Source organism: Terrisporobacter glycolicus ATCC 14880 = DSM 1288, assembly GCF_036812735.1.
In the GTDB taxonomy this organism is placed as follows: Bacteria; Bacillota; Clostridia; order Peptostreptococcales; family Peptostreptococcaceae; genus Terrisporobacter; species Terrisporobacter glycolicus.
On record NZ_CP117523.1, the window covers coordinates 3,228,535 to 3,252,354 of the forward strand.

23 protein-coding genes are annotated in these 23,820 nt (G+C 29.2%); 2 read left to right on the plus strand and 21 right to left on the minus strand.

The features are described 5' to 3' along the window. The first annotated feature begins 52 nt into the window (after positions 1 to 52). Both TEGL_RS15860 and TEGL_RS15865 read left to right on the plus strand, forming a co-directional pair. Positions 53 to 2,749: a sensor histidine kinase gene (locus TEGL_RS15860; RefSeq protein WP_018591445.1), complete on the plus strand. Its 2,697-nt coding sequence runs from the start codon at positions 53 to 55 to the stop codon at positions 2,747 to 2,749. Next, positions 2,742 to 3,437, plus strand: a complete 696-nt coding sequence (locus TEGL_RS15865; protein ID WP_018591446.1) for a response regulator — start codon at positions 2,742 to 2,744, stop codon at positions 3,435 to 3,437. The genes TEGL_RS15860 and TEGL_RS15865 overlap by 8 nt, the downstream gene beginning before the upstream one ends. Before the next feature lie 64 nt (positions 3,438 to 3,501). Here TEGL_RS15865 and ppdK read toward each other — a convergent pair whose 3' ends face one another. The 21 genes from ppdK to prmA form a co-directional block, all read right to left on the minus strand. After that, a complete protein-coding gene (gene ppdK / locus TEGL_RS15870) occupies positions 3,502 to 6,132 on the minus strand; it encodes a pyruvate, phosphate dikinase (protein WP_018591447.1) in 2,631 nt (876 codons plus the stop codon). A 49-nt stretch (positions 6,133 to 6,181) separates the two neighbouring features. Beyond that, positions 6,182 to 7,021 carry a pyruvate, water dikinase regulatory protein gene (locus TEGL_RS15875; protein ID WP_018591448.1) on the minus strand — a complete coding sequence of 280 codons (840 nt, stop codon included), beginning with the start codon at positions 7,019 to 7,021 and terminating at the stop codon, positions 6,182 to 6,184. 10 nt (positions 7,022 to 7,031) lie between these two features. Further along, positions 7,032 to 7,661, minus strand: coding sequence for a helix-turn-helix transcriptional regulator (locus TEGL_RS15880; RefSeq protein ID WP_018591449.1), 630 nt, complete (start codon positions 7,659 to 7,661; stop codon positions 7,032 to 7,034). A 274-nt stretch (positions 7,662 to 7,935) separates the two neighbouring features. Then, positions 7,936 to 10,002 (minus strand): glycine--tRNA ligase subunit beta, encoded by a 2,067-nt coding sequence (gene glyS / locus TEGL_RS15885; protein ID WP_018591450.1) that lies wholly within the window; start codon positions 10,000 to 10,002, stop codon positions 7,936 to 7,938. Beyond that, positions 10,002 to 10,880: a glycine--tRNA ligase subunit alpha gene (gene glyQ / locus TEGL_RS15890; RefSeq protein WP_018591451.1), complete on the minus strand. Its 879-nt coding sequence runs from the start codon at positions 10,878 to 10,880 to the stop codon at positions 10,002 to 10,004. The genes glyS and glyQ overlap by 1 nt, the downstream gene beginning before the upstream one ends. Before the next feature lie 142 nt (positions 10,881 to 11,022). Next, positions 11,023 to 11,625, minus strand: coding sequence for a DUF4342 domain-containing protein (locus TEGL_RS15895; RefSeq protein ID WP_018591452.1), 603 nt, complete (start codon positions 11,623 to 11,625; stop codon positions 11,023 to 11,025). Next, positions 11,626 to 12,387 (minus strand): DNA repair protein RecO, encoded by a 762-nt coding sequence (gene recO, locus TEGL_RS15900; RefSeq protein WP_018591453.1) that lies wholly within the window; start codon positions 12,385 to 12,387, stop codon positions 11,626 to 11,628. Positions 12,388 to 12,586: 199 nt separating this feature from the next. Then, a complete protein-coding gene (mgtE, locus tag TEGL_RS15905; RefSeq protein ID WP_018591455.1) occupies positions 12,587 to 13,960 on the minus strand; it encodes a magnesium transporter in 1,374 nt (457 codons plus the stop codon). Positions 13,961 to 13,971: 11 nt separating this feature from the next. After that, positions 13,972 to 14,862 carry a GTPase Era gene (gene era, locus TEGL_RS15910; RefSeq protein WP_018591456.1) on the minus strand — a complete coding sequence of 297 codons (891 nt, stop codon included), beginning with the start codon at positions 14,860 to 14,862 and terminating at the stop codon, positions 13,972 to 13,974. A gap of 128 nt (positions 14,863 to 14,990) precedes the next feature. Beyond that, positions 14,991 to 15,713 carry a diacylglycerol kinase gene (locus TEGL_RS15915; RefSeq protein ID WP_018591457.1) on the minus strand — a complete coding sequence of 241 codons (723 nt, stop codon included), beginning with the start codon at positions 15,711 to 15,713 and terminating at the stop codon, positions 14,991 to 14,993. 5 nt (positions 15,714 to 15,718) lie between these two features. After that, complete coding sequence (gene ybeY / locus TEGL_RS15920; protein WP_018591458.1) at positions 15,719 to 16,180, minus strand: rRNA maturation RNase YbeY; 462 nt, start codon at positions 16,178 to 16,180, stop codon at positions 15,719 to 15,721. 22 nt (positions 16,181 to 16,202) lie between these two features. After that, positions 16,203 to 17,216, minus strand: coding sequence for a PhoH family protein (locus tag TEGL_RS15925; RefSeq protein WP_018591459.1), 1,014 nt, complete (start codon positions 17,214 to 17,216; stop codon positions 16,203 to 16,205). A gap of 34 nt (positions 17,217 to 17,250) precedes the next feature. Then, positions 17,251 to 18,540 carry a sporulation protein YqfD gene (locus tag TEGL_RS15930; RefSeq protein WP_018591460.1) on the minus strand — a complete coding sequence of 430 codons (1,290 nt, stop codon included), beginning with the start codon at positions 18,538 to 18,540 and terminating at the stop codon, positions 17,251 to 17,253. A 12-nt stretch (positions 18,541 to 18,552) separates the two neighbouring features. Then, on the minus strand, positions 18,553 to 18,786 hold the full coding sequence (locus TEGL_RS15935; protein ID WP_018591461.1) for a YabP/YqfC family sporulation protein: 234 nt from the start codon (positions 18,784 to 18,786) through the stop codon (positions 18,553 to 18,555). A gap of 117 nt (positions 18,787 to 18,903) precedes the next feature. Beyond that, positions 18,904 to 19,401, minus strand: a complete 498-nt coding sequence (locus TEGL_RS15940) for a TspO/MBR family protein (protein ID WP_018591462.1) — start codon at positions 19,399 to 19,401, stop codon at positions 18,904 to 18,906. Between the two features lie 129 nt (positions 19,402 to 19,530). Continuing rightward, entirely contained in the window at positions 19,531 to 19,974 is a 444-nt protein-coding gene (locus tag TEGL_RS15945) for a GatB/YqeY domain-containing protein (protein ID WP_018591463.1), read from the minus strand. A 26-nt stretch (positions 19,975 to 20,000) separates the two neighbouring features. After that, positions 20,001 to 20,180 (minus strand): 30S ribosomal protein S21, encoded by a 180-nt coding sequence (rpsU, locus tag TEGL_RS15950; RefSeq protein ID WP_002844447.1) that lies wholly within the window; start codon positions 20,178 to 20,180, stop codon positions 20,001 to 20,003. Positions 20,181 to 20,339: 159 nt separating this feature from the next. Continuing rightward, complete coding sequence (locus TEGL_RS15955; RefSeq protein WP_018591464.1) at positions 20,340 to 20,690, minus strand: histidine triad nucleotide-binding protein; 351 nt, start codon at positions 20,688 to 20,690, stop codon at positions 20,340 to 20,342. Between the two features lie 45 nt (positions 20,691 to 20,735). Further along, a complete protein-coding gene (gene mtaB / locus TEGL_RS15960; RefSeq protein ID WP_018591465.1) occupies positions 20,736 to 22,043 on the minus strand; it encodes a tRNA (N(6)-L-threonylcarbamoyladenosine(37)-C(2))-methylthiotransferase MtaB in 1,308 nt (435 codons plus the stop codon). After that, positions 22,043 to 22,795 carry a 16S rRNA (uracil(1498)-N(3))-methyltransferase gene (locus tag TEGL_RS15965; protein WP_018591466.1) on the minus strand — a complete coding sequence of 251 codons (753 nt, stop codon included), beginning with the start codon at positions 22,793 to 22,795 and terminating at the stop codon, positions 22,043 to 22,045. Before TEGL_RS15965 ends, mtaB begins: the two co-directional genes overlap by 1 nt. Positions 22,796 to 22,803: 8 nt before the next feature. Beyond that, positions 22,804 to 23,745, minus strand: coding sequence for a 50S ribosomal protein L11 methyltransferase (gene prmA / locus TEGL_RS15970; protein WP_018591467.1), 942 nt, complete (start codon positions 23,743 to 23,745; stop codon positions 22,804 to 22,806). Positions 23,746 to 23,820 lie beyond the last annotated feature (75 nt).

A 23,820-nucleotide genomic window follows, 5' to 3' on the forward strand; every position in this document is an offset into this window, starting at 1 on the left:
TAACAAATATTCTGTTAAGATTATAGCATAATTACATTTTGAGGTACTTATTATGATAGATAGAAAAGTTAATCCAGATAAAATATTAAAAAAAATAAACTATGAAGAAAGATCCAAAGGAAGAGGCCATCTTAAAATCTTTTTTGGATATGCTGCTGGTGTTGGTAAAACTTATTCCATGTTAAAAGCTGCCCATAAAGCAAAAGAATCTGGCATAGATGTAGTAGTTGGATATATTGAACCTCATGCAAGACCTGAAACAAAAGAACTTTTAAAAGGCCTAGAGGTCATTCCAACACTCAATGTAAAATATAAAGATATTAGTTTGAATGAGTTCAATATTGATTTAACCATAAAAAGAAATCCACAAGTTATATTAGTAGATGAATTAGCTCATACAAACGCTACTGGTTGTCGCCATTTAAAAAGATATCAGGATATAAACGAGCTCCTAAATTTAGGATTTGACGTTTATACTACTGTTAATGTTCAACACATAGAAAGCTTAAATGATATTGTATCTTCTATAACAAAGATTACAGTTCGTGAAAGAATACCTGACTATATCTTCGATAATGCAGATCAAGTAGAACTTGTAGATATAGAACCAGAGGAACTTATTGAAAGATTAAATGAAGGCAAAATATATGCGGCAATACAAGCTAGAAATGCATTAGTTAACTTTTTTAGTATTGAAAATTTAACTGCTTTAAGAGAAATAGCATTAAGAAGAAGCGCCGATAGAGTTAATAAAATTTCAGAAAAAGTAAAGCAAAATGACACTGCTAGTTATTTTACAGATGAGAAAATATTAGTTTGTCTATCTTCTTCTCCTACTAATAGTAAAATTATTAGAAGTGCTGCTAGAATGGCTTCTGCTTTTAGGGGAGAATTTATTGGATTATTCGTTGAAACATCTGATTTAGACAATATGAGCGAAGAAGATAAAGCTCGTTTAAGAAATAATATTCATTTAGCAGAACAATTAGGAGCTAAAATAGAAACAGTAACTGGAGATGATATAGCTTTCCAAATTGCTGAATTTGCAAGACTTGCAGGTATTTCTAAGGTAATACTTGGTAGAAGTAGTAGTAGAAGAAAATACTTTTTTGGAAAATCACCCTTAACAGAAAGACTTACTTCTTATGCTCCCAACTTAGATATTTACATTATTCCTGATTCAGCATCATTTAATTATTCTTCAAATACAAAGATTAATATTAAATCGAAAATAACATTAAAAGATTTATTTATATCTTTGTGTGTTTTAATTTTGGCAACTATTATAAGTTTTGTATTTTTCTCTCTTGGTTTCAGTGAGTCTAATATTATAACTGTATATATTTTAGGTGTTTTAATTACAGCAATAATTACAGAAAATACATTACAAAGTATTATATCTGCATTTATAAGTGTCCTTGTATTTAATTTTTTCTTTACTGATCCAAGGTTTACTTTTAACTCTTATGATGCTGGTTATCCAGTAACCTTTGTTATTATGTTTATATCAGCATTTTTGACAGGTTCCCTTGCTTCTAAGATAAAACGTCAAGCTAATCAATCTGCTTATATGGCATATCGTACTAAGATTTTACTTGAAACTAATCAGCTTTTGCAGCAAGAGAGTAAAAAAGAAGGAATTATAAAAGTTACGGCAATACAATTAGCAAAATTATTAAATAAAAATATTATATTTTATAATTCAGAAGATAATCAGTTATTAGATCCTATTATCTTTTCACCTGCAGAGTACGCTTGTGATACATCTAAATTTATTACATCTAACGAAAAAGCTGTAGCTCAATGGGTGTTTAAAAATAATAAACATGCAGGTGCAACTACAAACACACTAGGAAATTCTAAATGTTTGTATCTAGCAATAAGAGTTGGCAAAAGAGTTTATGGTGTAGTAGGTATTGCTTTAGAAAATGATCCTTTAGACTCTTTTGAAAATAATATTATGTTATCCATATTAGGTGAATGTGCTATTGCTTTAGAAAATAATTTTATAAGTAAGCAAAGAGAAGATGCTGCTACTCTTGCAAAAAATGAGCAGTTAAGAGCTAATTTACTACGTTCTATTTCTCATGATTTACGAACTCCTCTAACTAGTATTTTTGGCAACTCGGAGATGCTATTAAAAGACGAAGAAATTATTTCTAAAGAAAAAAGAGTTCAACTTTATTCTGATATTCATGAAGACTCTTTATGGCTAATTAATTTAGTGGAAAATTTACTTGCTGCCACAAAAATTGAGGATAATACTATGATTTTAAATATGAAACCTGAACTTATGGAAGAAGTAATAAATGAGGCTCTTAGACATATTAAAAGAAAAAGCATAAATCACTTTGTTGAGGTTACTAGCTCACATGATATAATTTTTGCAAAAATGGATGCCAAATTAATAATACAAGTAATTATAAATATAGTAGATAATGCACTTAAATATACACCCGAAAACACCCATATTAATATTCATACACAAAAAAATAAAGATATGGTTTTAGTAGAAATTAGTGATGATGGTAATGGACTGTCTGATAAAGATAAAGAAAAAATCTTTGATATGTTCTACACTGTTAATAATCAGATTGTTGATAGTAAGCGTAGTTTAGGTTTAGGATTAGCTCTTTGTAGATCTATTATTTTAGCTCACGGAGGAGAGATAGATGTAAAAGATAATAAGCCTCACGGAACAGTATTCTCATTTACATTACCATTAGAGGAGGTAAACTTACATGAATAAACCATTAATTTTAATAATAGAAGATGATAAAGCAGTTAAGAATTTAATATCAACTACTTTAGAAACGCATAATTACAATTATCATACTGCTTCAAACGGTGAGTCTGCCATATTAGATGCAACCTCTAATAACCCTGATGTTATTTTTCTTGACTTAGGACTTCCTGATATAGATGGTATTGACATTATAAAAAAAATTCGTTCTTGGTCTAATGTACCTATTATTGTAATAAGCTCAAGAAGTGAAGATAAAGATAAAATAGATGCTTTAGATGCAGGCGCTGATGACTTTATAACTAAACCATTTTCTGTCGATGAACTTCTTGCAAGACTAAGAGTTACTTTGCGTAGATTAAATAACATGCAGTCTACTTCTATAGAAAGTTCGATTTTTAATAATGGTGATTTAAAAATTGACTACGCTAGCGGATGTGTTTATAAAAATAATGAAGAATTACATTTAACTCCTATTGAATACAAATTACTTTGTTTGCTTTCTAGAAATATTGGCAAAGTTTTAACTCATACTTATATGACAAAGGAAATTTGGGGAAGTTCTTGGGATAGTTATGTTTCTTCTTTAAGAGTTTATATGGCTACACTTAGAAAAAAAATCGAAACTGATACTTCTCATCCTCAGTATATCCAAACTCATGTTGGTGTTGGTTACAGAATGATAAAAATATAATAAGAAGGTCAAAGTACTTAGACTTTGACCTTTTTCTATTATATTTAATTGTTTATTTATGTGTCTATTTTGATTTTTTCTTAATAGTTGCTTGTGCAGCTGCAAGTCTAGCTATCGGAACTCTATATGGTGAACAAGATACATAGTTAAGTCCTGTCTCATAACAGAATTCTACTGATGTAGGATCTCCTCCATGCTCTCCACATATTCCAAGTTTAATATTATCACCTTTTTCTTCTCTTGCTAATGTTGTTGCCATTTTTACTAACTTACCAACACCATTTTGATCTAACACTTGGAACGGGTCTTTTTCTAAGATTTCTTCATCCACATATTGACCTAAGAATTTTCCAGCATCATCTCTAGAATATCCAAATGTCATTTGTGTTAAATCATTTGTTCCAAATGAGAAGAAATCAGCTTCTCTTGCTATTTCATCAGCTATTAAACAAGCTCTAGGTATCTCTATCATTGTACCTACAGTATATTTTAAGTCTACGTTGCTTTCTTCTATAATTGCATTTGCTGTTTCAACTATAATATTTTTAACTACTTTAAATTCATTTAAAGCACCAACTAGTGGTATCATTATTTCTGGTTCAACATTTAAACCTTCTTTATTAACTTCTATAGCAGCATTTATTATAGCTTTAGTTTGCATTACAGCTATCTCTGGATAAGTAACTGCAAGTCTGCATCCTCTATGACCAAGCATAGGGTTAAATTCTGCTAAGTCCACTATTCTTTTTTTGATTTCACTAGCTTGAATATTCATATCCTTAGCTAATTCTTCAATTGTTTCATCGTCATGTGGTAAGAATTCATGTAGTGGTGGATCTAATAATCTTATATTAACTGGTCTATCGCCCATAACCTTGTATATATCAACAAAATCTTGTTTTTGCATAGGTAATAACTTATCTAAAGCTTTAACTCTATCTTCAACAGTATTTGATAATATCATTTTTCTAACAGCAGGTATTCTATCTTCATCAAAGAACATATGCTCAGTTCTGCAAAGTCCTATACCTTCTGCCCCAAAATCAACAGCAGCTTTTGAATCTCTTGGGTTATCTGCATTAGTTCTAACCTTCATATCTCTAACTTCATCAACCCAGTTCATTAACTTTTCAAAATTACCTGTCATAGATACTTTTGTTTTTGCTACTTCTCCTAAGTAAACAATACCTGTAGAACCATCTATAGATATAAAATCTCCTTCTCTTAGAACTAAGTTGTCTTTTCTTACTTCTTTAGCTATTTCATCAACTTTTATTTCTCCACAACCAGCGACACAACATTTCCCCATACCTCTAGCAACAACTGCTGCATGAGAAGTCATACCACCTCTTGCAGTAAGTATCCCGTGAGAACAAACCATTCCTTCTATATCTTCTGGAGATGTTTCTTGTCTAACAAGTATTACCTTTTCTCCGTTTTTTGAAGCTTCAACAGCCTCTTCAGCAGTAAAATAGATTTTACCACTTCCAGCTCCTGGTGATGCTGGTAGACCTTTAGCTAAAACTGTAGCTTCTTTTAGTGCTTTGTCTTCAAACTTTGGATGTAATAATTGATCTAATTGCTTAGGCTCTACTCTCATTATAGCTTCTTCTTTACTTATTAAACCTTCTTCAACTAAATCTACTGCCACATTTATAGCAGATGCAGCTGTTCTTTTACCATTTCTAGTTTGTAAGAAGAATAATCTACCTTTTTCTATAGTAAACTCAACGTCTTGCATATCTTTATAATGATTTTCTAATGTTTTAACAGTATCTATAAATTGTTTATAAATTTCTGGCATTACTTTTTCAAGTGTAGCTATAGGCTCTGGAGTTCTTATACCTGCAACAACATCTTCACCTTGTGCATTTATTAAGTATTCTCCTAATAACTTATTTTCTCCTGTACCAGGGTCTCTTGTAAAGGCAACACCTGTACCAGAAGTGTCTCCCATATTACCAAATACCATTGATTGTATATTAACTGCAGTTCCTAAATCATTTGGAATATCATTTAATCTACGGTATACTATAGCTCTTGGGTTATTCCAAGATCTAAATACAGCTTCTACTGCTAACATTAATTGTTTTTTAGGTTCTTGTGGAAAATCTTCTCCAACTTCTTTTCTATATATTGCCTTGTATTCTTCTACTATTGATTTTAAGTGATCACATGTTAAGTCTGTGTCAAATTTAAAATTATTCTCCTCTTTATATTTATCTAGAACATTTTCAAATTTGTATTTTGGAACCTCCATGGCAACATCAGAGAACATTTGTATAAATCTTCTATAACTATCATATGCAAATCTGTCATTATCAGTTGCTTTTGCCAATGCTTTAACTGTATTATCATTTAATCCAAGATTTAATATAGTATCCATCATACCTGGCATTGATATAACTGCACCTGAGCGAACAGATACAAGAAGTGGATTTTCTTCACTTCCTAATTGTTTGCCTAAATCTTTTTCTAAAGAACATAACTTTTCTTCAATTTGGTTTATAATTTCTTGTTTTATTGTTTTGTTGTTTTCATAATAATCGATACATGACTCAGTTGTTATAGTAAACCCAGGAGGCACAGGAAGTCCTATTTTAGTCATTTCTGCTAAGTTAGCTCCTTTCCCTCCTAATAATGATTTCATTTCTTTACTTCCTTCATTAAAGCTATAAACGTATTTAACACTCATATCACGAATCCCCTTTGAAATATTTATTTATGCAAATCTTAAAAAGATTTTAATTAGCTGTGTGTATTTTTTTCTTTAAACCATTTTCTTTCATAATATCTATAATTAATCCAGCTGTTTCTTCTATCGCTTTATTAGCAACATTAATAACTGGACAAGATAACTTCTTCATTACTTCTTCAGAGTAGTCTAACTCTTCCAAAATTCTATCTAATTTAGCGTAATTTGCGCTACTTGATAATCCAAGGGCTTTAAGTCTTGCTTGTCTTATCTCATTAAGTTTTTCTGGTGTGTTAGTAAGTCCTATTATTTTTTTAGGATTTATTTCATATATTTCTTTTGGTATTGGTATTTCAGGTACTAAAGGAATATTTGCTACTTTTATATTTCTGTTTGCTAGGTACATACTAAGTGGAGTTTTTGAAGTTCTTGATATTCCCACTAATACTAAATCTGCCTTTAATACTCCTCTTGGGTCTTTACCATCATCATACTTAACAGCAAATTCTATGGCCTCTATTCTTCTGAAGTATTCTTCATTCATTCTTCGGATTATACCAGGCTCTCTCTTTGGAGATGCTCCTATTTTTTCTGTTAGTATATTTAATATTTGAGACATTAAGTCTACACAATGTAAATTTTCTTTTGAACAGAAACTTTCAACAATATCGCCCAAATTTTCACTTACTAAAGTATAGACAACTATAGCATTTTCACTTTTAGCGCTTTCTAATATTTCAAGAAGAACTTCCTTGTTAGACACATAAGGAAATCTTCTTATATCATAAGTTTCTTCTTTTATATCAAACTGCGATATAGCTGCCTTAGCCACTTGTTGTGCAGTCTCCCCTATTGAATCGGATATTGCATATAATATAAAACTCTCCATATTCTCCTCCTTAATTGTCTACAATCTCTAAGAATAATTTTGTAATGTTTGTTTTTGATATTTTTCCTATTACCTTAATTTTATCATCCATATTTTCAACTACTGGAATAGAATCTATTTCATGCTCTATTATCTTTTTAGCTACTAAGATAACACTGTCTTCTTTTTCTACTGTAATGATATTAGGAGTTCTAGTCATTATCATTCCTATAGGCATTTTATTCATATCTGCACCACCTATAGTTGCCTTTAATAAATCTTTTCTCGATACTATACCGCATAAGCTTTCATCATCATCTATGATAAAAATACTTCCCACATCTGATAAGAACATATTTACTATTACTTCATATAAACTATCATCTTTTTTTGCTATTACAGGAATACTCATGATATCCTCAACCTTTTTATTTTTCATGTCGTTTCCTAATAAGTTAAGCTTATTTATTCCCGAATAAAAGTAACCTACTTTTGGTCTAGCATCTAATATTCCTGTCATTGTTAAGATAGCTAAATCTGATCTTAACGTAGCACGAGTAACATTTAACATAGAAGCAATTTGCTCACTTGTTATTGGTTCACTTTCTTTTACTATTTCTATTATCTTTTGTTGTCTTTGATTTAGTTGAATGACAATCACCTTCTTTCAATATGCTATACTTTTTCTCCGTTACACCTTATATAGTATATTATATATCCATATATACTATTGTGTAAATAGATTTTTTCATTATTTATGATATATTTTTTAATTATTTTCATCATGTATATACTTAGTTTTTACTGTAGCATTGATATTAATACACACTATATCAATTTATACATAGTATTTATGTTACACTAAATAACCTAAGCAAAAAATGCCTTCCTTTATTTTGGATTCAAAAGGAAGGCCAGTATTTTTATATAATTGTTTATTTATAAACTATCTTAGATAAATCACAAATAGTAAGCATTGTGCTGTAAATTTGTTTTAATAATCCAAGTCTATTTTCTTTTATTGCTTCATCTTTATCCATTATCATTACATTATCGAATAAATTATCAACTAATGGTCTTAGTGTAGCGAAAGCATCTAAAGCTTCATCATATTTTTTGTCTGCTAATAAATTCTCAACATTTGATTTTATTTCCTTAAAACCATTATATAATTTAATTTCTGCATCTTCTTTTAATAATTCTTCTTTAACTATATCCGTAGTTGCCTTCTCTGCTAAAGTAGAAACTCTGTTGAAAGCAGTTAACATTTCAACTAGTTCATCTTTTTGAAGCCATCTATTTAATTCAAGAGCTCTCGTATGTATATCTGATATATCATTTAAGTTGTTATTTAATACGGCATCTATAACATCGTATCTTACTCCTAAATCTTTAAATAAGTTTTTAACTCTTTCAACAAAAAATTCAACTATTTGAGAAGCTACTTCCTCTTTGTTAAATTCTAAACTAGAGTAGTTATCTAGTGCTGCATTTACTAAATTATTTAAGTTAACAGATAATTTTTTATCTAATAATATAGAAAGTATTCCTAAAGCTTGACGTCTTAGAGCATAAGGGTCTTGAGATCCTGATGGTTTAATTCCTATAGCAAAGAATCCTGCTATGGAATCTAGCTTATCAGCTATAGATAAAGCTATACCTGCATTAGTTTCTGGTAATATATCTCCAGCAAATCTTGGTAGATAATGTTCAAATATACCTTGGCATACTTCTTCATTCTCCCCACTTACTTTTGCATAATCTTTCCCCATTATACCTTGAAGTTCCGTAAACTCGAATACCATATTAGTTACAAGGTCAGCTTTACAGAGTTTAGCTGCTCTTGCAGTATTTTTGGCGCTCTCAGTCATATTTAATTCATCAAGTATAACTTTAGATAACTTTTCTATTCTTAACGTTTTATCGTAAACTGTACCAAGCTTAGCTTGAAATACTACTGTATGTAATTTGTCAACAAAGCTTTCTAAAGACTTTTTAGTATCCTCATTATAGAAGAATAAAGCATCCGCAAGTCTAGCTCTAAGTACTTTCTCGTTACCAGCTTTAACTAAATCTATTCTATTAGAATCACCATTTCTAACAGCTATAAAGTTTGGTAATAATTTCCCTTCTTTTAATACTGGGAAGTATCTTTGATGTTCTTTCATCGGTGTCGTTACAACTTCTTTTGGTAACTTAACATACTCTTCGTCAAACTCACCATAAAAAGCTGTTGGATATTCTACTAAAAATGTTATTTCTTCTAGTAAATCATCATCTAATTCAACTTCTCCACCTAAAGAGTTTGCTACTTCTATAGCTTGTTCTTTTATCATTTCTTTTCTTTTATGTTGGTCTAATATTACAAAGTTCTTTTTTAATTTTTCAAAATAATCTTCTATTGAGTTTACTTCAAATTCTTTTTCTCCTAAGAATCTATGACCTTTAGTAAGGTTAGAAGATTTTATACCTTCTAAGTTTACATCTAGTACTTCATTATTTAATAATGTAACCATCCATCTTATTGGTCTAGCAAATCTCATGTTTTTACCACCCCAACGCATTGCTTTAGGGAAAGTTACATTTTTAATAGCTTCAGGAATTATATTTTTTAATACTTCTTTAGTATCTTTTCCTTCTTGTTTAATTGTACCAAATAAGTACTCAGCATTTCCTACTTTCTTAAAGTATACATTTTCTGGGTCTAAACCTTTACTTTTCATAAATCCAAGAGCCGGTTTTGTAAAGTTTCCTTCATCATCTACGGCTATTTTTCTAGCAGGCCCTTTGACTTCTTCTTCTAAGTCAGTTGCTTTCTCAGCTAAGTCAACTATAACAAAAGTTAATCTTCTTGGTGTTGCATACTTTTCTATTTTATTAAAACTTACTCTTTCTTCTTTAAGTAATTTACTTAAATTATTTTCTATTTGATCTAATGTAGTTTGTCCAAATCTTGATGGTAATTCTTCTACCCCAATCTCTAATAAAAGGTAATTATTCATTATTTGTCACCTTCCTTTAATAGTGGATATCCCATTTCTTCTCTTTGCTTAACATAAAGTTCTGCTACAGCTTTTGCCATATTTCTAACTCTACCTATAAATGATGCTCTTTGACTAACACCTATAGCTCCCCTAGCATCTAATGTATTAAAAGTATGAGAACATTTTAACACATAGTCATATGCTGGCACTACAAGTCCTCTTTCTATTATTCTTAACGCTTCTTTTTCATATATATCAAATAAGTTAAATAACATATCTGCATCACACTCATCAAATGAATATGTACTATTTTCAAATTCAGCTTTTTTAAACACGTCACCATAAGTTATAGTATCGTTCCATTTTAAATCATAAACACTGTCAACGTCTTGTATATACATAGCAAGTCTTTCTAGACCGTATGTTATTTCTCCAGTTTCTAACTCACACTCTATTCCTCCAACTTGTTGGAAATATGTAAATTGAGTAACTTCCATACCATCTAGCCAAACTTCCCACCCAAGTCCCCAAGCACCAACAGTAGTTGATTCCCAGTTATCTTCAACAAATCTTATATCATGTTCTAATGGATTAATACCTATAGCTTCTAAGCTTTTTAAGTATAGTTCTTGTATGTTTTCTGGAGATGGCTTTAGAATAACTTGGAATTGATGATGTTGATATAATCTATTAGGATTTTCTCCATATCTACCATCTGCAGGTCTTCTTGACGGCTCTACATAACAAACACTCCATGGTTCTGGACCTAATGATCTTAAGATGGTGTTTGGATTCATTGTTCCTGCACCTTTTTCCACGTCGTAAGGCTGCATCATGATACATCCTTGCTTAGACCAGTAACTTTGAAGTGCTAGTATCATATCTTGAAAATTCATATTAATACCTCCTAAATTTAATTTCTTAACTATTTATAGCAATAAGGCCTTCCGTATCCACGAAAGGCCTTTTAATACTTCGTTTATATTTGTAAGAATAACAAAACATAAAAAATTTGTCAATAAACTAGCACATTATTTGTTATTCTTCATCCTTTTTTTCTCTGTAGTCGTTTTTATTAAGATCAATTATAACTTCGTCATTATCACATTCATTTTTATCTTCTGTATTTTTATTTTTCTTATCAACAGCTTGTTTTACATCTTTAGCAGCTGAACTTACCATATCTTTAATAATATTTAATTTTTCTTCGCTAAATTCGCCTAAATCAACTGTTGTGCCTTCATCTTCATTTTCAATTTTTATTCTATATTTTGCAAGTACTGATGCTGATAGACCTATTAAAGATAATATTGGAGCAAACACTACTCCAACAACTCCTACAGTAATAGGTATATTCATTATTATTTTTCCATTTTTTTCAATAACTATACGTATAACATTGCTTTTTCTTAGAAGTTCTGTAACTTCTTCTTTTATTTTTTCTGAGTCTTTTCCAAATACATCTTCAAATGATTTTTTATCTTTATTTTCTTGTGAACCTGTAGAATTATCTTGTAGTAAAATTATAGCGTCAACTACATCTCCATCACATTTTTCAAGAGCCTCTTTTACTTGAGCATAAGTTACTCCTGGTACTCTTTCCATCACCTGATCAATGGCTTCTATAGTTATTTTACTCATTTATTCCACTCCCTTTTTATTTAGACTTTTTAAAACATTTAATGATTTTTCGTTTATACTTCCTAAATATTCGTTCATGTAAATTTTTAAAATCTTATTTAGCTCATTTATTAGATATTTAGATACCTTAGCTTTAGAACATAAAAGTATATCATTTTTTAATATATAATCCATTAGATTTGCTGTAGTTATATTCATCCTTAAGTTATGTTTAAAATTATCACTACACCTTTCACATAATATTCCACCTTCATATATATTAAATACAGGATTTTTAAAATTATTGTTATTACAACTTACACATTTATTAACAATAGGTTTAAATCCTACATAATCTAAAAATTTAAGTTCAAAGCATAAGCTCACATATTCCATGTCTATATTTTCTTCACAAAATAAGTAAAGAGTTTGAGCAAGCGATATAAATAATCTGTTATTAGATTGATTATCAATAACAAAATTGTCTAATAATTTTAGTATATGAGTTGCATAAGAAAAAGCCTCAAAATTATAAGATAAGTTATAAAAACTTTTTATAATTTCACTTTGGGTTACTCTATACATATTTCCTTCTTTTTTTAATGTAAAGTTAGAATATGCAAATATTTGCGAAGAGGACAATAAAGAACTTTTACTTTTCTTTGCTCCTCTAGCTATTGCAGCTATCTTTCCCAGTTTTCTAGTATATATAGTTAAAATTAAATCATTCTCTTTATATGTGACTGATTTAAGCACTATACCCTGGGTGTTTAATATTACCATTACTTATCTCCCTTTTATTCTTTCTTTTTAAGTAAGGCTTTTTGATTATTAATATACAAGTAAGCTTCTATACTTCCACTTTTTTTAAAAAATTGCCAACATATATTGTGCATATTATTACCCCCTTCTTACATTATTTATAATATTTTTCGTAAGAACAGAGGAAATAATTCATATCTTTTAAAAACAATTTTTTACATTACAGGAATACAGTTATTATTAAGAAAAATATACAAATTCCTATAAAATCAAGTATTACAGAAACTAGAGGTGCAGATACTATAGAAGTATCTATATCTAATTTCTTTAATAAAGCAGGTACAAATGCTCCAATAGTCGCTCCAAATATCATATTTATCATTATTGCTATTCCTACAAGTAAAGCAATATTTTCATTGCTAATTATAATATATGTTCCAGCTCCTCCTATCAGTCCACATAATACACCTGTTATTATACCTACTAAAATTTCTTTTAGTGTATTATTTAAAGATGTCATATCTCTGTTTGATAAGGTCATTATTGTTATAGATGATGATTGCATACCTATACTTCCACCTAAACATAATATAACAGGCAAAAATAAAAGTATATTTACATAGGTTGAATCTGATCCAACAAAATCTAACTTTGTTAAAAGTATTGTTGATAATAATCCCATTATTAGTATTATTATTAACCATGGCATTCTAGCTCTAACAGAAGATGCTACTTGTTGAAGCGGTGTGGCATTTTGGTCTTCTGCTACATCTCTTTCATGTTCTGAAGAACCAGCCAGTTTATATAAGTCTTCGCTTGCCTCTTCTTCCATAACATCTATAATATCATCTACTGTTATTATTCCCTTTAATACTCCTTGTTTATCTATTACTGGTATGGCAATTAAATCATATTTTGACACTAATCTAACTGCTTCTTCTCTATCTTCATCTACATCTATTGAAATAATATTTTCACTCATTAAATCTTCTACAATAACTGAATCTCTTGCTGTTATCAACTCTCTAAGAGATAAAACACCAACTAATTTTTCATCGTTATCTACTACGTAAATATAATATATCGTCTCTGCATCTAAAGCATTTTCTCTCATATGGTCTATAGCTTCTTTTGCCGTCATATTTTTATTTATTTCAATATAACCAGGAGTCATTATACCACCAGCTGAATCTTCATCGTATACTAATAATTCTTTAACATCATCAGCATCCTCTTTACTTAAAAGATTCATTATTTTATGTCTTTCTTCTTCTTCTATTTCGCTCAAAATATCTGTTAAATCATCTAATGACATTTGTTCTAAAATATTCCTACCATGTTCTTGGTCTATATTAGACAATATTGATTTAAAGAAATCTGGACCACTTTCTTCTAGAATAGAAGCCGACATATCTATTGGCAATACTTCAAATAATTTTATTTGCATATCTTCATCTAAATTTTCCATTACATCGAAAATATCCATAATATGATATTCTTCTAGTAATTCTATTAGATCTAATAATTTATTATTTTCAAGTAAGGATATAACATCCCTTAACAAATCCCTGGAATCTTCTTGTTTCTTATCCATATAATCCACCTTTATTTATCATTGTAACCAAAATTACTTATGTAATTTTGAGAGTTTCTCCAATTTTCTTTTACTTTTACCCATAATTGAAGATTAACTTTAGCTCCTAAAAGCAATTCCATGTCTTCTCTTGAGGACTTTCCTATTCCTTTTAGTTTTCTACCATTCTTTCCTATAATTATACCTTTATGTGAACTTCTTTCGCAACAGATAACCGCAGAAATGTCTATGATGTTTTTATCTTCTCTAAACTTCATTCTTTCTATTTCTACTGCAACACCGTGAGGAACTTCATCATGAACAAAGTGTAATACTTTTTCCCTAATTAGTTCAGAAACTAAAACTCTTTCTGGTTGATCAGTTATCATATAGTCCGGGAAATACTTTGGTCCTTCTTCAAGGTAACCTTCTATTACTTTTAGTAATTCTTTTACATTTCTACCTTTTAATGCTGATACTGGCACTATTTCTTTAAATATTCCTTCTTCATTATATAACTTCATTAAGTTAAATAAATCAGCTTCTTCTATTAAATCCATTTTATTTATTACTAAGACTACAGGAGTTTTTATATTTCTTAAATCTTCCATGATTTTTTTATCCCCTGGTCCTATTTTTTTCGATTCATCAACAACAAATAAAACCACATCTACATTTTTAAATGCATCTGTTGCTTGACTTACCATAAACTCACCTAATTTAGTTTTAGGCTTATGAATTCCTGGTGTATCTAAAAATACTATTTGGCAATCTTCATTTGTGTAAACTGCCTGTATTGTATTTCTTGTTGTCTGAGGTTTATCACTCATTATGGCGATTTTTTCACCTATTACATTATTCATTAATGTAGATTTACCAACATTTGGTCTACCTACTATACTTACAAAGCCTGACTTAAACATTTATGATTCTCCTAACTTTTCTTTTGATTGTTTATATTATTGTTCATTTTTTCCTAGGTTTATATATCTATTCATTTCACTAATATTTTTTATAAAAATTAAATAAACATCTAATATTATAACACATTTTAGTAAAAGTTAATTATTTTTAATTGGAAAACTAACATAGCCACTAAAATACCTAATAATGCTCCTGCAACTGCCTCCCAAAATGTATGTATCTTACCTTCTATTCTACTTTGTGCTACTAGTAGTGCCATAATATAAGCTAAAGCTGATACTAAAGGTCTTTCAATTAACATTGCAATTGATGTAGCTACGGCAAAGGCAAGAGCTGAGTGACCACTTGGCATTCCACCTTTTAGTGGTGTACCTGTTGATGTTAATGCTTTTACTACTACTACAGATATTAATACCAATACAATACATATTAATGTAACATGAGGGTCTGATTTTCTTATGGTAAATATTAATGATTTTGATAAATCTGCAAATTTATCATAAAATATGAGATAGCCAACAGCTACTGCATTTAACGCTGATATCAATACTCCTCCTGCTGCCACATCTTTTGCTATTTTAGCTAGCTTATGATACTTATCTGTAACCAAATCTACTGTATTTTCTATAGCAGTATTAAACATTTCAGCTATTATAACTAGAGAAATAGATAATATTAATATCATCATCTCCAATTTGCTTAAATCAAAACGCAAACTTACAATTAATACTGCTACTGCTATAAAGTAATGTATTTTCATATTTCGCTCATATTTAAATGTATATAATATACCCTGAATAGCTGCATTAAATGCTTCTATAATACTAGGGCGAGTTTTTTTATCTTTCATAAAAATTACTCCCTTGTTATACCAAGCTTATTTAAGATATGTTCTTCCTTTTCTCTCATTTCTTTTGTATTTTCTTCTGTGTCATGATCGTATCCTAATAAATGGAACATGCTATGACATACTAAAAAGCACACTTCTCTTTCAAAACTATGGTTATATTCTCTACTTTGTTCAAAAGCTCTTTCTAAAGAAATTACTATATCTCCTAAAGATTCTTCTCCAAAATCAACATCAAATTCTTCATCTACTAAAAGAGGAAATGATAATACATCTGTAGGTCTATTTACTCCTCTAAATTCTCTATTTAATTGATGTATTTCTTTATTGTCAACAAATGATAAACTTACTTCATAGTCATCATCATAACCTTCATAATCTAAACACTCAGATATAATATCTTTTATTTTTTCTATTAACTCTTCTTTCACTTCTAATTTATCTTGTCTATTGTCTATTATTAATTCCATGTTTCCACCTTCTATTATCGTCTTATTTTTTTGTACTTTTATCTTTTCCTTTTATCTCTTGTTTTTTATTTAAATTAAATTCTTCTTTTGTCTCGAACTTTTCATAAGCTCTAATTATTCTTTGAACTAGCTCATGTCTTACAACATCCTTTTCACTTAGAGCAATACTTCCTATACCACTTACATTTGAAAGTATTTTTGTAGCCTGAACTAAACCACTTTTTTTATTGTTTGGAAGATCCGTTTGAGTTATATCTCCAGTTACTACAGCTTTTGATCCAAATCCAAGTCTTGTTAAAAACATCTTCATTTGTTCTGGTGTAGTATTTTGAGCTTCATCTAGTATAATAAATGCATTATCTAAAGTTCTACCTCTCATGAAAGCCAGTGGAGCAACTTCTATTGTTCCTCGTTCTAAATACTTATTAAATCTATCAGGTCCTAGCATATCAAATAAAGCATCGTATAAAGGTCTTAAATAAGGATCTACTTTGTCCTTCATATCACCAGGTAAAAATCCTAAACTTTCTCCTGCTTCAACAGCCGGTCTAGTAAGGATTATTCTGCTTACTTCATCATTTTTAAAAGCTCTTACTGCCATAGCCACGGCTAAATAAGTTTTTCCTGTTCCTGCTGGACCAATCCCAAAAGTTATATCATTATTTCTAATCAAGTCCACATATTCTTTTTGACCTAAAGTTTTAGGTTGTACAGGATTTCCTTTTTTAGTTAAAACTATTATACCTTCTAACTCTTTTATCTTTTTTTCGCTTCCTTCTAATAATAATCCTAACGAGTAGGTAATACTTTGTTTATCTAAAGACTTTCCTTTAGATACTGAATCATAAAGTTCATTCATTAATCTAAGTGCTAAGTCTACATTTTTTTCTTCACCCATTAGCACTATATTACCTTCTCTTAGTATCACATCTATGTTTAGAGTATTTTCTATTAATTTTATATTTTCATCAAAATTCCCAAACAGTTCTCTTTCAAACTTCTCTTCTGATACTATAAATTTTTTTTGTATAATCAATTGAAATATTCCTCCTTAAGTGATGTATGGTTTATTAATTTTCTTTTTTATCATTAGTTTTTATATCTTCTTCTTTAAATTCATTTCTTATATCGTTAATAGGTCTATTTTCTGGATTAGAACTCTTTTGTTCCCCTTCTTCTTTCTTTTTCTTTTCTAAATTAGACTTAATTATAGCTTCTGCTTCACTTTTACTTAATATATCAAGCTGTGCTATATCTTCACTTGTAGTTACTGTTACTACATATTCTACCATACTTTTATTAACATTATATTTATCCTTCGAATCTACTATTCTTGCTGATACTGGAATTGTATAATCTAACTCTTTTAGTACTGCTGTAGATAATTCTTCTTTTATTTTTTCAACATCTATTTTATCTTCAACTTTTTTTACCTCATAAAAAGTGCTTATTATTATTTTTACAGGAAATGTATAATCTCCTATTTTAAGCTCGTGTGTTTTATTTTCAATTTCATAATCCTTATATTTTATGTTTCTCAATATTTTATATTTTTTATCATAGAAACTTATGGTATAAACTTTTTTCTTATTATCAGTTCTTTGATTTTTAATATCTATGTAATTTGAAGTTTTTTTTGCTTCATAAAAAGTCGTTGCCCAAACTTCTGGTAAAGCTGTCGTATTAGCTCCATTAACTAATACATCTCCTTTTTTTACTATGTCACCTTCTTCAACAAGTGCTTCACCACTTCTAGGTACTACTTTTTCTATTATACCATCTTTTGTTGCTATAATATTACAATAATTAGAGTTTTCCTTGGAATTTTGACTTTCATCTTTTTTAGTTATATTTACAAAAATATTAGTTCCTTTAACGTTTATTGATACATACGCAATTTGATTAAATTTACCCATTATACTGTCTCTTACAACTTTTCTATCTATGCTCTTTTTGTACACGCCCGGTTTAACTCCTTGTATGTAAAGTTCCTTTTTTAGAGCTGCTTTATCTATCCCCTCTGGAGCTGTAACATATACATCTGTAACAAACTGCGATGTAGACATTAATATGATTAAAGAAATTATTGCACAGATAACCATTCCCCTGTAAGTATATATTCTTTTAGCAATAAAAGGAATGCCTGTCTGTTTTTTAACCTTAATATTAAACTTATTGCTTCTATGAATTTTTTTTAACCTTTTAAAATTATCTCTATCAATATTAAATTGAATTTTAGTTTTTTCTATCCTATTTACATTGTAAACATATATTTTATTTCTTATAAGGTAATTTAAAAAGCTTTCTGTATCAAGTCCCTCTACAACAATTGTATAATATCCTCTTATGAAACTTATCACCACGATCTCCTCCTAATCAACATACTCTAGGGAGTATATAAGTCCTTTTATTCCAATTTCTTCTGTTTCTATATACTTTAATAAAAGTTTATCCCCAGTTATTTTTATTGTTTTAGCCTTAGTCTTTATTTTAATTAAATTAGTGTCATAAGTTATAATTGATAAATAGTTCTCTATCTTAATAAATGTATTGCTTACTAAAGTAACTGTTGGTTGTGTTACTTTCAAATCTGGTGATATATCCATAATGAAAATCCCCTCCTCTTGTATATTCTATTAATGTACCTCCTTAAAATTTCATAATTTTTATATCTTCATATAAAAAAAACTGAGAATACTCTCAGCATTTTTTATTTCATTTCTCTACTTATTTATAAACCATATGAAATAATTAAGAACTAGAGCATAAATCATCCACAGAATATACGGTATGTTTAAATAGGCTGCAATCGGCTTAATCTTATAAAACTTATAAATCATTATTAATACGAAACCCAAAAGTAGTATTAAATCTACTAAAGCCGTTAGTCTAAGTTGAAATCCAAAAAACAAAATAGACCACAAAAAATTTAGTCCTAATTGAGCCCAATAGTAAAACATAGCATCTTTTATTTTTGTTTCATTCTTATTTTGTGATAATATTATGTAAGAGGATGTTCCCATTAATATGTATAATACCGTCCAAACAACAGGAAATACTATACCTGGGGGTGAAAATCCCGGTTTAATAAGTTCATGATAATATGTTATTGTATCTACTCCACTTATAGCTTGGGCTAAAATACTACTTAAATATCCAACAAGCAATGGTATTAACACACAGCAGATATACTTTTTAACTTCTTTAACTGATATAATCAACTTCTTACCTCTCTTTCACTTATTATTCTTATGTATTTCTATTAAATAAATATGAACAAAAAGAAGTGATTATGATTATTTATTAATTACAACACAAAAAAACCTAGAGATTTCTCTCTAGGTTTTTATCTATTGTAAATTTTTCTTTACTAACTCATTTATTAGTTTTCCATCAGCTCTGCCTTTTACTTTAGGCATTATTGATGTCATAATTTTTTTCATATCTTTCATAGAAGTAGCTCCTACTTCAGATATAGTAGAAATTACAATTTTATTTAATTCTTCTTCGCTTAATTGTTGAGGTAGGTACTCTTTTAAAACTTCTATTTCTGCTTCTGCCTTGCTCACTAAATCTTCTCTCCCAGCTTTTAAAAACTCTTCACGAGAATCTCTAGTCTGCTTTAATTGCTTTGCAATAAGATCTACTATCTCATCATCTCCTAATTCAACTCTATTATCAACTTCGTATTGTTTAATAGAAGCTCTAATAAGAGTTATAACAGACTTCTTGATAGCATCTTTATTTTTCATAGAAGATTTTAGATCTTCTTGTAACTTTTGTTTAAGGGACATTCCCCTCACCTCTTTACTTCTATTTACTATCTTTTAGCGTTTTTTCTTCTAGCTGCTTCAGCTTTTTTCTTACGTTTAACACTTGGCTTATCATAGTGCTCTCTTTTTCTAACTTCTGACATTATGCCAGACATTGCACATTGACGTTTAAATCTTCTTAAAGCACTGTCCAATGATTCATTTTCTCTTACTCTTACTTCTGACATTCTTTTTCCCTCCCTCCGATTGCGCGAATTATGCTGGGACTGTAATCTGATTATATCTGCATCACTGCATTACAACCTCACACTTTGTTTATTATAAACTAAAATTAAACTTTTATCAAGTATTTAATTATTTATAATTTTAATTTATTTAAGAAAAAATTATTTTTTCTCTGCTTCATAATTAGGTAATTTTTTACCTGCTAATATATGATAGTGAAGGTGTTTTACTTCTTGTCCTCCGTCACTTCCACAGTTATTAATTATTCTAAATCCAGCATCACTAAAACCTTTATCTATAGCTATTTTATTTATAACAGAGTGAATGTGTGCAACAATTTCAATTTCTTTATCTGAAATATCTATTATACTATCATAATGTTTTTTTGGAACAACTAATATATGATATGGTGCAACAGGATTTATGTCATTAAAAGCTAGCACTTTATCATCTTCATATACTTTGTCACAAGGTATATCTCCATCTATTATTTTACAAAATAAACAATCCATTTTTCCACCTCCTCACTATTGATTATAACCCTAAAATTCTACATGTTATACTAAAATTCCTTCTACATATTCATCTTTTACTTCTATAATTTTAACTTTCAGTATTTTTCCACAAATATCTTCATTATAATTTACAAAAGTTTTTAAATAGTTAGGAGTTAATCCTTCATATTTGTTTTCTTCAGTTTTTTGTTCAAATAATACTTCAAATTCTTTACCTACCATTTTTGATGCAAATTTTTCAAAGTTTTCTTTATTTAACTGTAGAAGTTTTTCACTTCTTTCATGTTTTATTTGTGGAGAAACTTGATCTTTCATATCTGCCGCTCTAGTTCCTTTTCTTGGTGAATACTTGAATATATGCATTTGTGATAACTTAATATCTTTTAAGAAATTGTAAGTTTGTTCAAACTCTTCTTCTGTTTCACCAGGGAACCCAACTATTACATCAGTAGTTATTGTTACATTAGGGATTTCTCTTCTTAATTTATCAACTATTTCTTTATATTCCTCAGTTGTATATCTTCTGTTCATTCTTTCTAGTGTCTTATCACATCCGCTTTGTAGTGATAAATGATAATGAGGCATTACTTTTTCCATTTTTGATACTTCATTTACAAATTCATCTGTAAATAATATAGGCTCAACAGAACTTGTTCTTATTCTTTTTATTCCACCTATTTCATTTATTTTCTTAATTACATCTAAAAGGCCCACTTCTTCTTTTAAATCTTTTCCATAAGAAGCTACATGTATACCTGTAAGTACCACTTCTTCGTACCCATTTTCAGCTAAAGTTTTCGCTTCATTTGCTATGCTTTTAATATCTCTACTCCTTACTTTTCCACCTCTTGCGTAAGGTATTATACAGTAAGTACAGAATCTATCACACCCATCCTGTATTTTCATAAACGCTCTAGTTCTACCATTTGACTGGCTTATTTCTATATCTTCGAAAGCTCTAACTTTCATTATGTCATCAACTGTAGAAGCTTTTTTATCTCCTTCTACAACTTCTAGTTTTTTTATTTCATCAACTATCGTTCTTCTCTCATTGGTTCCCATTACAAGGTTTACTTCTTGTATTTCAAGTATTTCTTCTGGAGAAACTTGAGAATAACATCCAACAACAGCTATTATAGCATTTGGATTTTTCTTTTTCATCCTTCTTATATATTGACGTGATTTTCTATCACTCATATGTGTTACCGTACATGTGTTTATAACATAAACATCTGCATAATCTTCGCTACCAACTTGCTCATATCCGTCTTCTTTGAACATTTCAAGCATAGCTTCTGTTTCATATTGATTTACTTTACAACCTAAAGTATAAAAAGCTACTTTTTTCATTATATATTTCCTCCTAAGTCACTTAGCTCATATAAAACTATGGAAGAAGCAACTACAGATGCAGTTTCTGTTCTAAGTATTCTAGGTCCTAGAGAAACTACTTTTCCATCTATATTTTGAATTTTTTCAATTTCTTCTTCTTCAAATCCACCTTCTGGTCCAACAAAAATCCCAATTGTATTTGCACTAGAATCTTTTAAGCCTTCTTTTATAGAAATTGTTCTTTCATTTTCATAAGGGCAAAGATTTAAATCATTGTTTTTCATATCTTCTAAGGCTTCTTTAAAAGTTAAAACTCCTGTAAGTTTTGGTATTTTACCTCTTTTACTTTGTTTAGCTGCTTCGTAAATGATTCTTTCCCATCTTTCAATCTTTTTATCTTCTTTTTTATTGTCTATTTTCGTTACACTTCTTTTGGTTTGTACTAAAACTATTTCATCTACACCTATTTCTGTTAATTTTTGAAGTATTAATTCCATTTTAGTTCCTTTAGGCATACCTTGATATAACTTAACTTTTAAATCAGATTCACGTTTTATATTTGCTTTTTCAATTATGTCTAACAATATACTGTGTTTATTTATTTCTTTTATTTCACAAACATACTCATTATTGTCCATATCACAAACTTCTAATTTATCACTTTCTTTACATCGAAGAACTCTGGAAATATGCTTAACATCTTCACCTTCAATAATACAAGTATTTTGTTCTAAATTAATGTTATTTTTAGGCGTGAAAAATCTATCCATAATTTCACCTACTTAAGTTTTGATACTATAGCTGACCACTCGCCAAGTTTTACTATCTCAACTATCTCAAATCCATTTTTTTCTAAAGCTTCTACAACTTCATCTATTTTAGCATGAATTATTCCTGATGATATAAATACTCCATCTTTACTTAGGAATTTACTTATATCATTAGCCAATATTTTTATTATATCTGCTATTATATTAGCAACAATTACATCTGCTTTTCCTTCTACAACCTCAAATAAGCTACCATGTTTTACAACAACTTTGTCTGATACATTATTTAGTTCACAGTTTTCTTTAGACACTTTCACTGCTACTTCATCTAAATCTCCTGCAACAACTTCTTTTGCTCCAAGCTTAGCAGCTGCTATAGCTAGTATTCCACTACCACATCCTATATCAAATACTCTTTTAGTACCATCTACGTATTTTTCTAATTCTCTTATACACATAGAAGTTGTTTCATGAGTTCCTGTTCCAAATGCCATGCCTGGATCTAATTCTATTACTAAATTACCTTCTTGATTTTCATAGTCTTCCCAAGTAGGTTTTACTACTATCTTTTGACCAACTTTAGTAGGCTTATAATATTTTTTCCATTCATTAGCCCAGTCTTCTTCTTTTACTTGTCCTAAAGACACACTTCCTTCACCTATATCTATACCGTAATCTTTTAAACCTAAAACCTTTTGTTTTATGTTTTCAATAACTTCCATCACATTTCTTTCTTCTGAAATATATGTTTTTATAAGTACTCCATCTTGTCCGCTTTTTTTGAATACTTCTTCTTCTACATAATCCCAATCATATTCATTTTTCTTTTGGAATATGAAATCCTTAGGATCTTCTATTATTACGCCACCTGTTCTTTCATTTTCTAATATGTTAGTTATGGCCTCTACTGCTTCCGTAGTTGTTTTTATAGTTACTTCAATCCAATTCATATGTAAACCTTCTTTCAAAATTTTATCTCATTTTTTCATAAACTTTATTATATCATAATTATTATTATCTTTTAT

What these genes read in the sequence shown, in the direction of transcription:
- mgtE (WP_018591455.1), bottom strand. Translation starts at nt 13,960, where the DNA reads ATGGATAAGAAACAAGAAGATTCCAGGGATTTGTTAAGGGATGTTATA.
- glyQ (WP_018591451.1), bottom strand. Translation starts at nt 10,880, where the DNA reads ATGAATTTTCAAGATATGATACTAGCACTTCAAAGTTACTGGTCTAAG.
- TEGL_RS15915 (WP_018591457.1), bottom strand. Translation starts at nt 15,713, where the DNA reads ATGAAAGATAAAAAAACTCGCCCTAGTATTATAGAAGCATTTAATGCA.
- TEGL_RS15875 (WP_018591448.1), bottom strand. Translation starts at nt 7,021, where the DNA reads ATGGAGAGTTTTATATTATATGCAATATCCGATTCAATAGGGGAGACT.
- TEGL_RS15965 (WP_018591466.1), bottom strand. Translation starts at nt 22,795, where the DNA reads ATGGATAGATTTTTCACGCCTAAAAATAACATTAATTTAGAACAAAAT.
- recO (WP_018591453.1), bottom strand. Translation starts at nt 12,387, where the DNA reads ATGGTAATATTAAACACCCAGGGTATAGTGCTTAAATCAGTCACATAT.
- TEGL_RS15945 (WP_018591463.1), bottom strand. Translation starts at nt 19,974, where the DNA reads ATGTCCCTTAAACAAAAGTTACAAGAAGATCTAAAATCTTCTATGAAA.
- glyS (WP_018591450.1), bottom strand. Translation starts at nt 10,002, where the DNA reads ATGAATAATTACCTTTTATTAGAGATTGGGGTAGAAGAATTACCATCA.
- TEGL_RS15860 (WP_018591445.1), top strand. Translation starts at nt 53, where the DNA reads ATGATAGATAGAAAAGTTAATCCAGATAAAATATTAAAAAAAATAAAC.
- prmA (WP_018591467.1), bottom strand. Translation starts at nt 23,745, where the DNA reads ATGAATTGGATTGAAGTAACTATAAAAACAACTACGGAAGCAGTAGAG.
- mtaB (WP_018591465.1), bottom strand. Translation starts at nt 22,043, where the DNA reads ATGAAAAAAGTAGCTTTTTATACTTTAGGTTGTAAAGTAAATCAATAT.
- era (WP_018591456.1), bottom strand. Translation starts at nt 14,862, where the DNA reads ATGTTTAAGTCAGGCTTTGTAAGTATAGTAGGTAGACCAAATGTTGGT.
- TEGL_RS15865 (WP_018591446.1), top strand. Translation starts at nt 2,742, where the DNA reads ATGAATAAACCATTAATTTTAATAATAGAAGATGATAAAGCAGTTAAG.
- TEGL_RS15935 (WP_018591461.1), bottom strand. Translation starts at nt 18,786, where the DNA reads ATGGATATATCACCAGATTTGAAAGTAACACAACCAACAGTTACTTTA.
- ybeY (WP_018591458.1), bottom strand. Translation starts at nt 16,180, where the DNA reads ATGGAATTAATAATAGACAATAGACAAGATAAATTAGAAGTGAAAGAA.
- rpsU (WP_002844447.1), bottom strand. Translation starts at nt 20,180, where the DNA reads ATGTCAGAAGTAAGAGTAAGAGAAAATGAATCATTGGACAGTGCTTTA.
- TEGL_RS15955 (WP_018591464.1), bottom strand. Translation starts at nt 20,690, where the DNA reads ATGGATTGTTTATTTTGTAAAATAATAGATGGAGATATACCTTGTGAC.
- TEGL_RS15895 (WP_018591452.1), bottom strand. Translation starts at nt 11,625, where the DNA reads ATGAGTAAAATAACTATAGAAGCCATTGATCAGGTGATGGAAAGAGTA.
- ppdK (WP_018591447.1), bottom strand. Translation starts at nt 6,132, where the DNA reads ATGAGTGTTAAATACGTTTATAGCTTTAATGAAGGAAGTAAAGAAATG.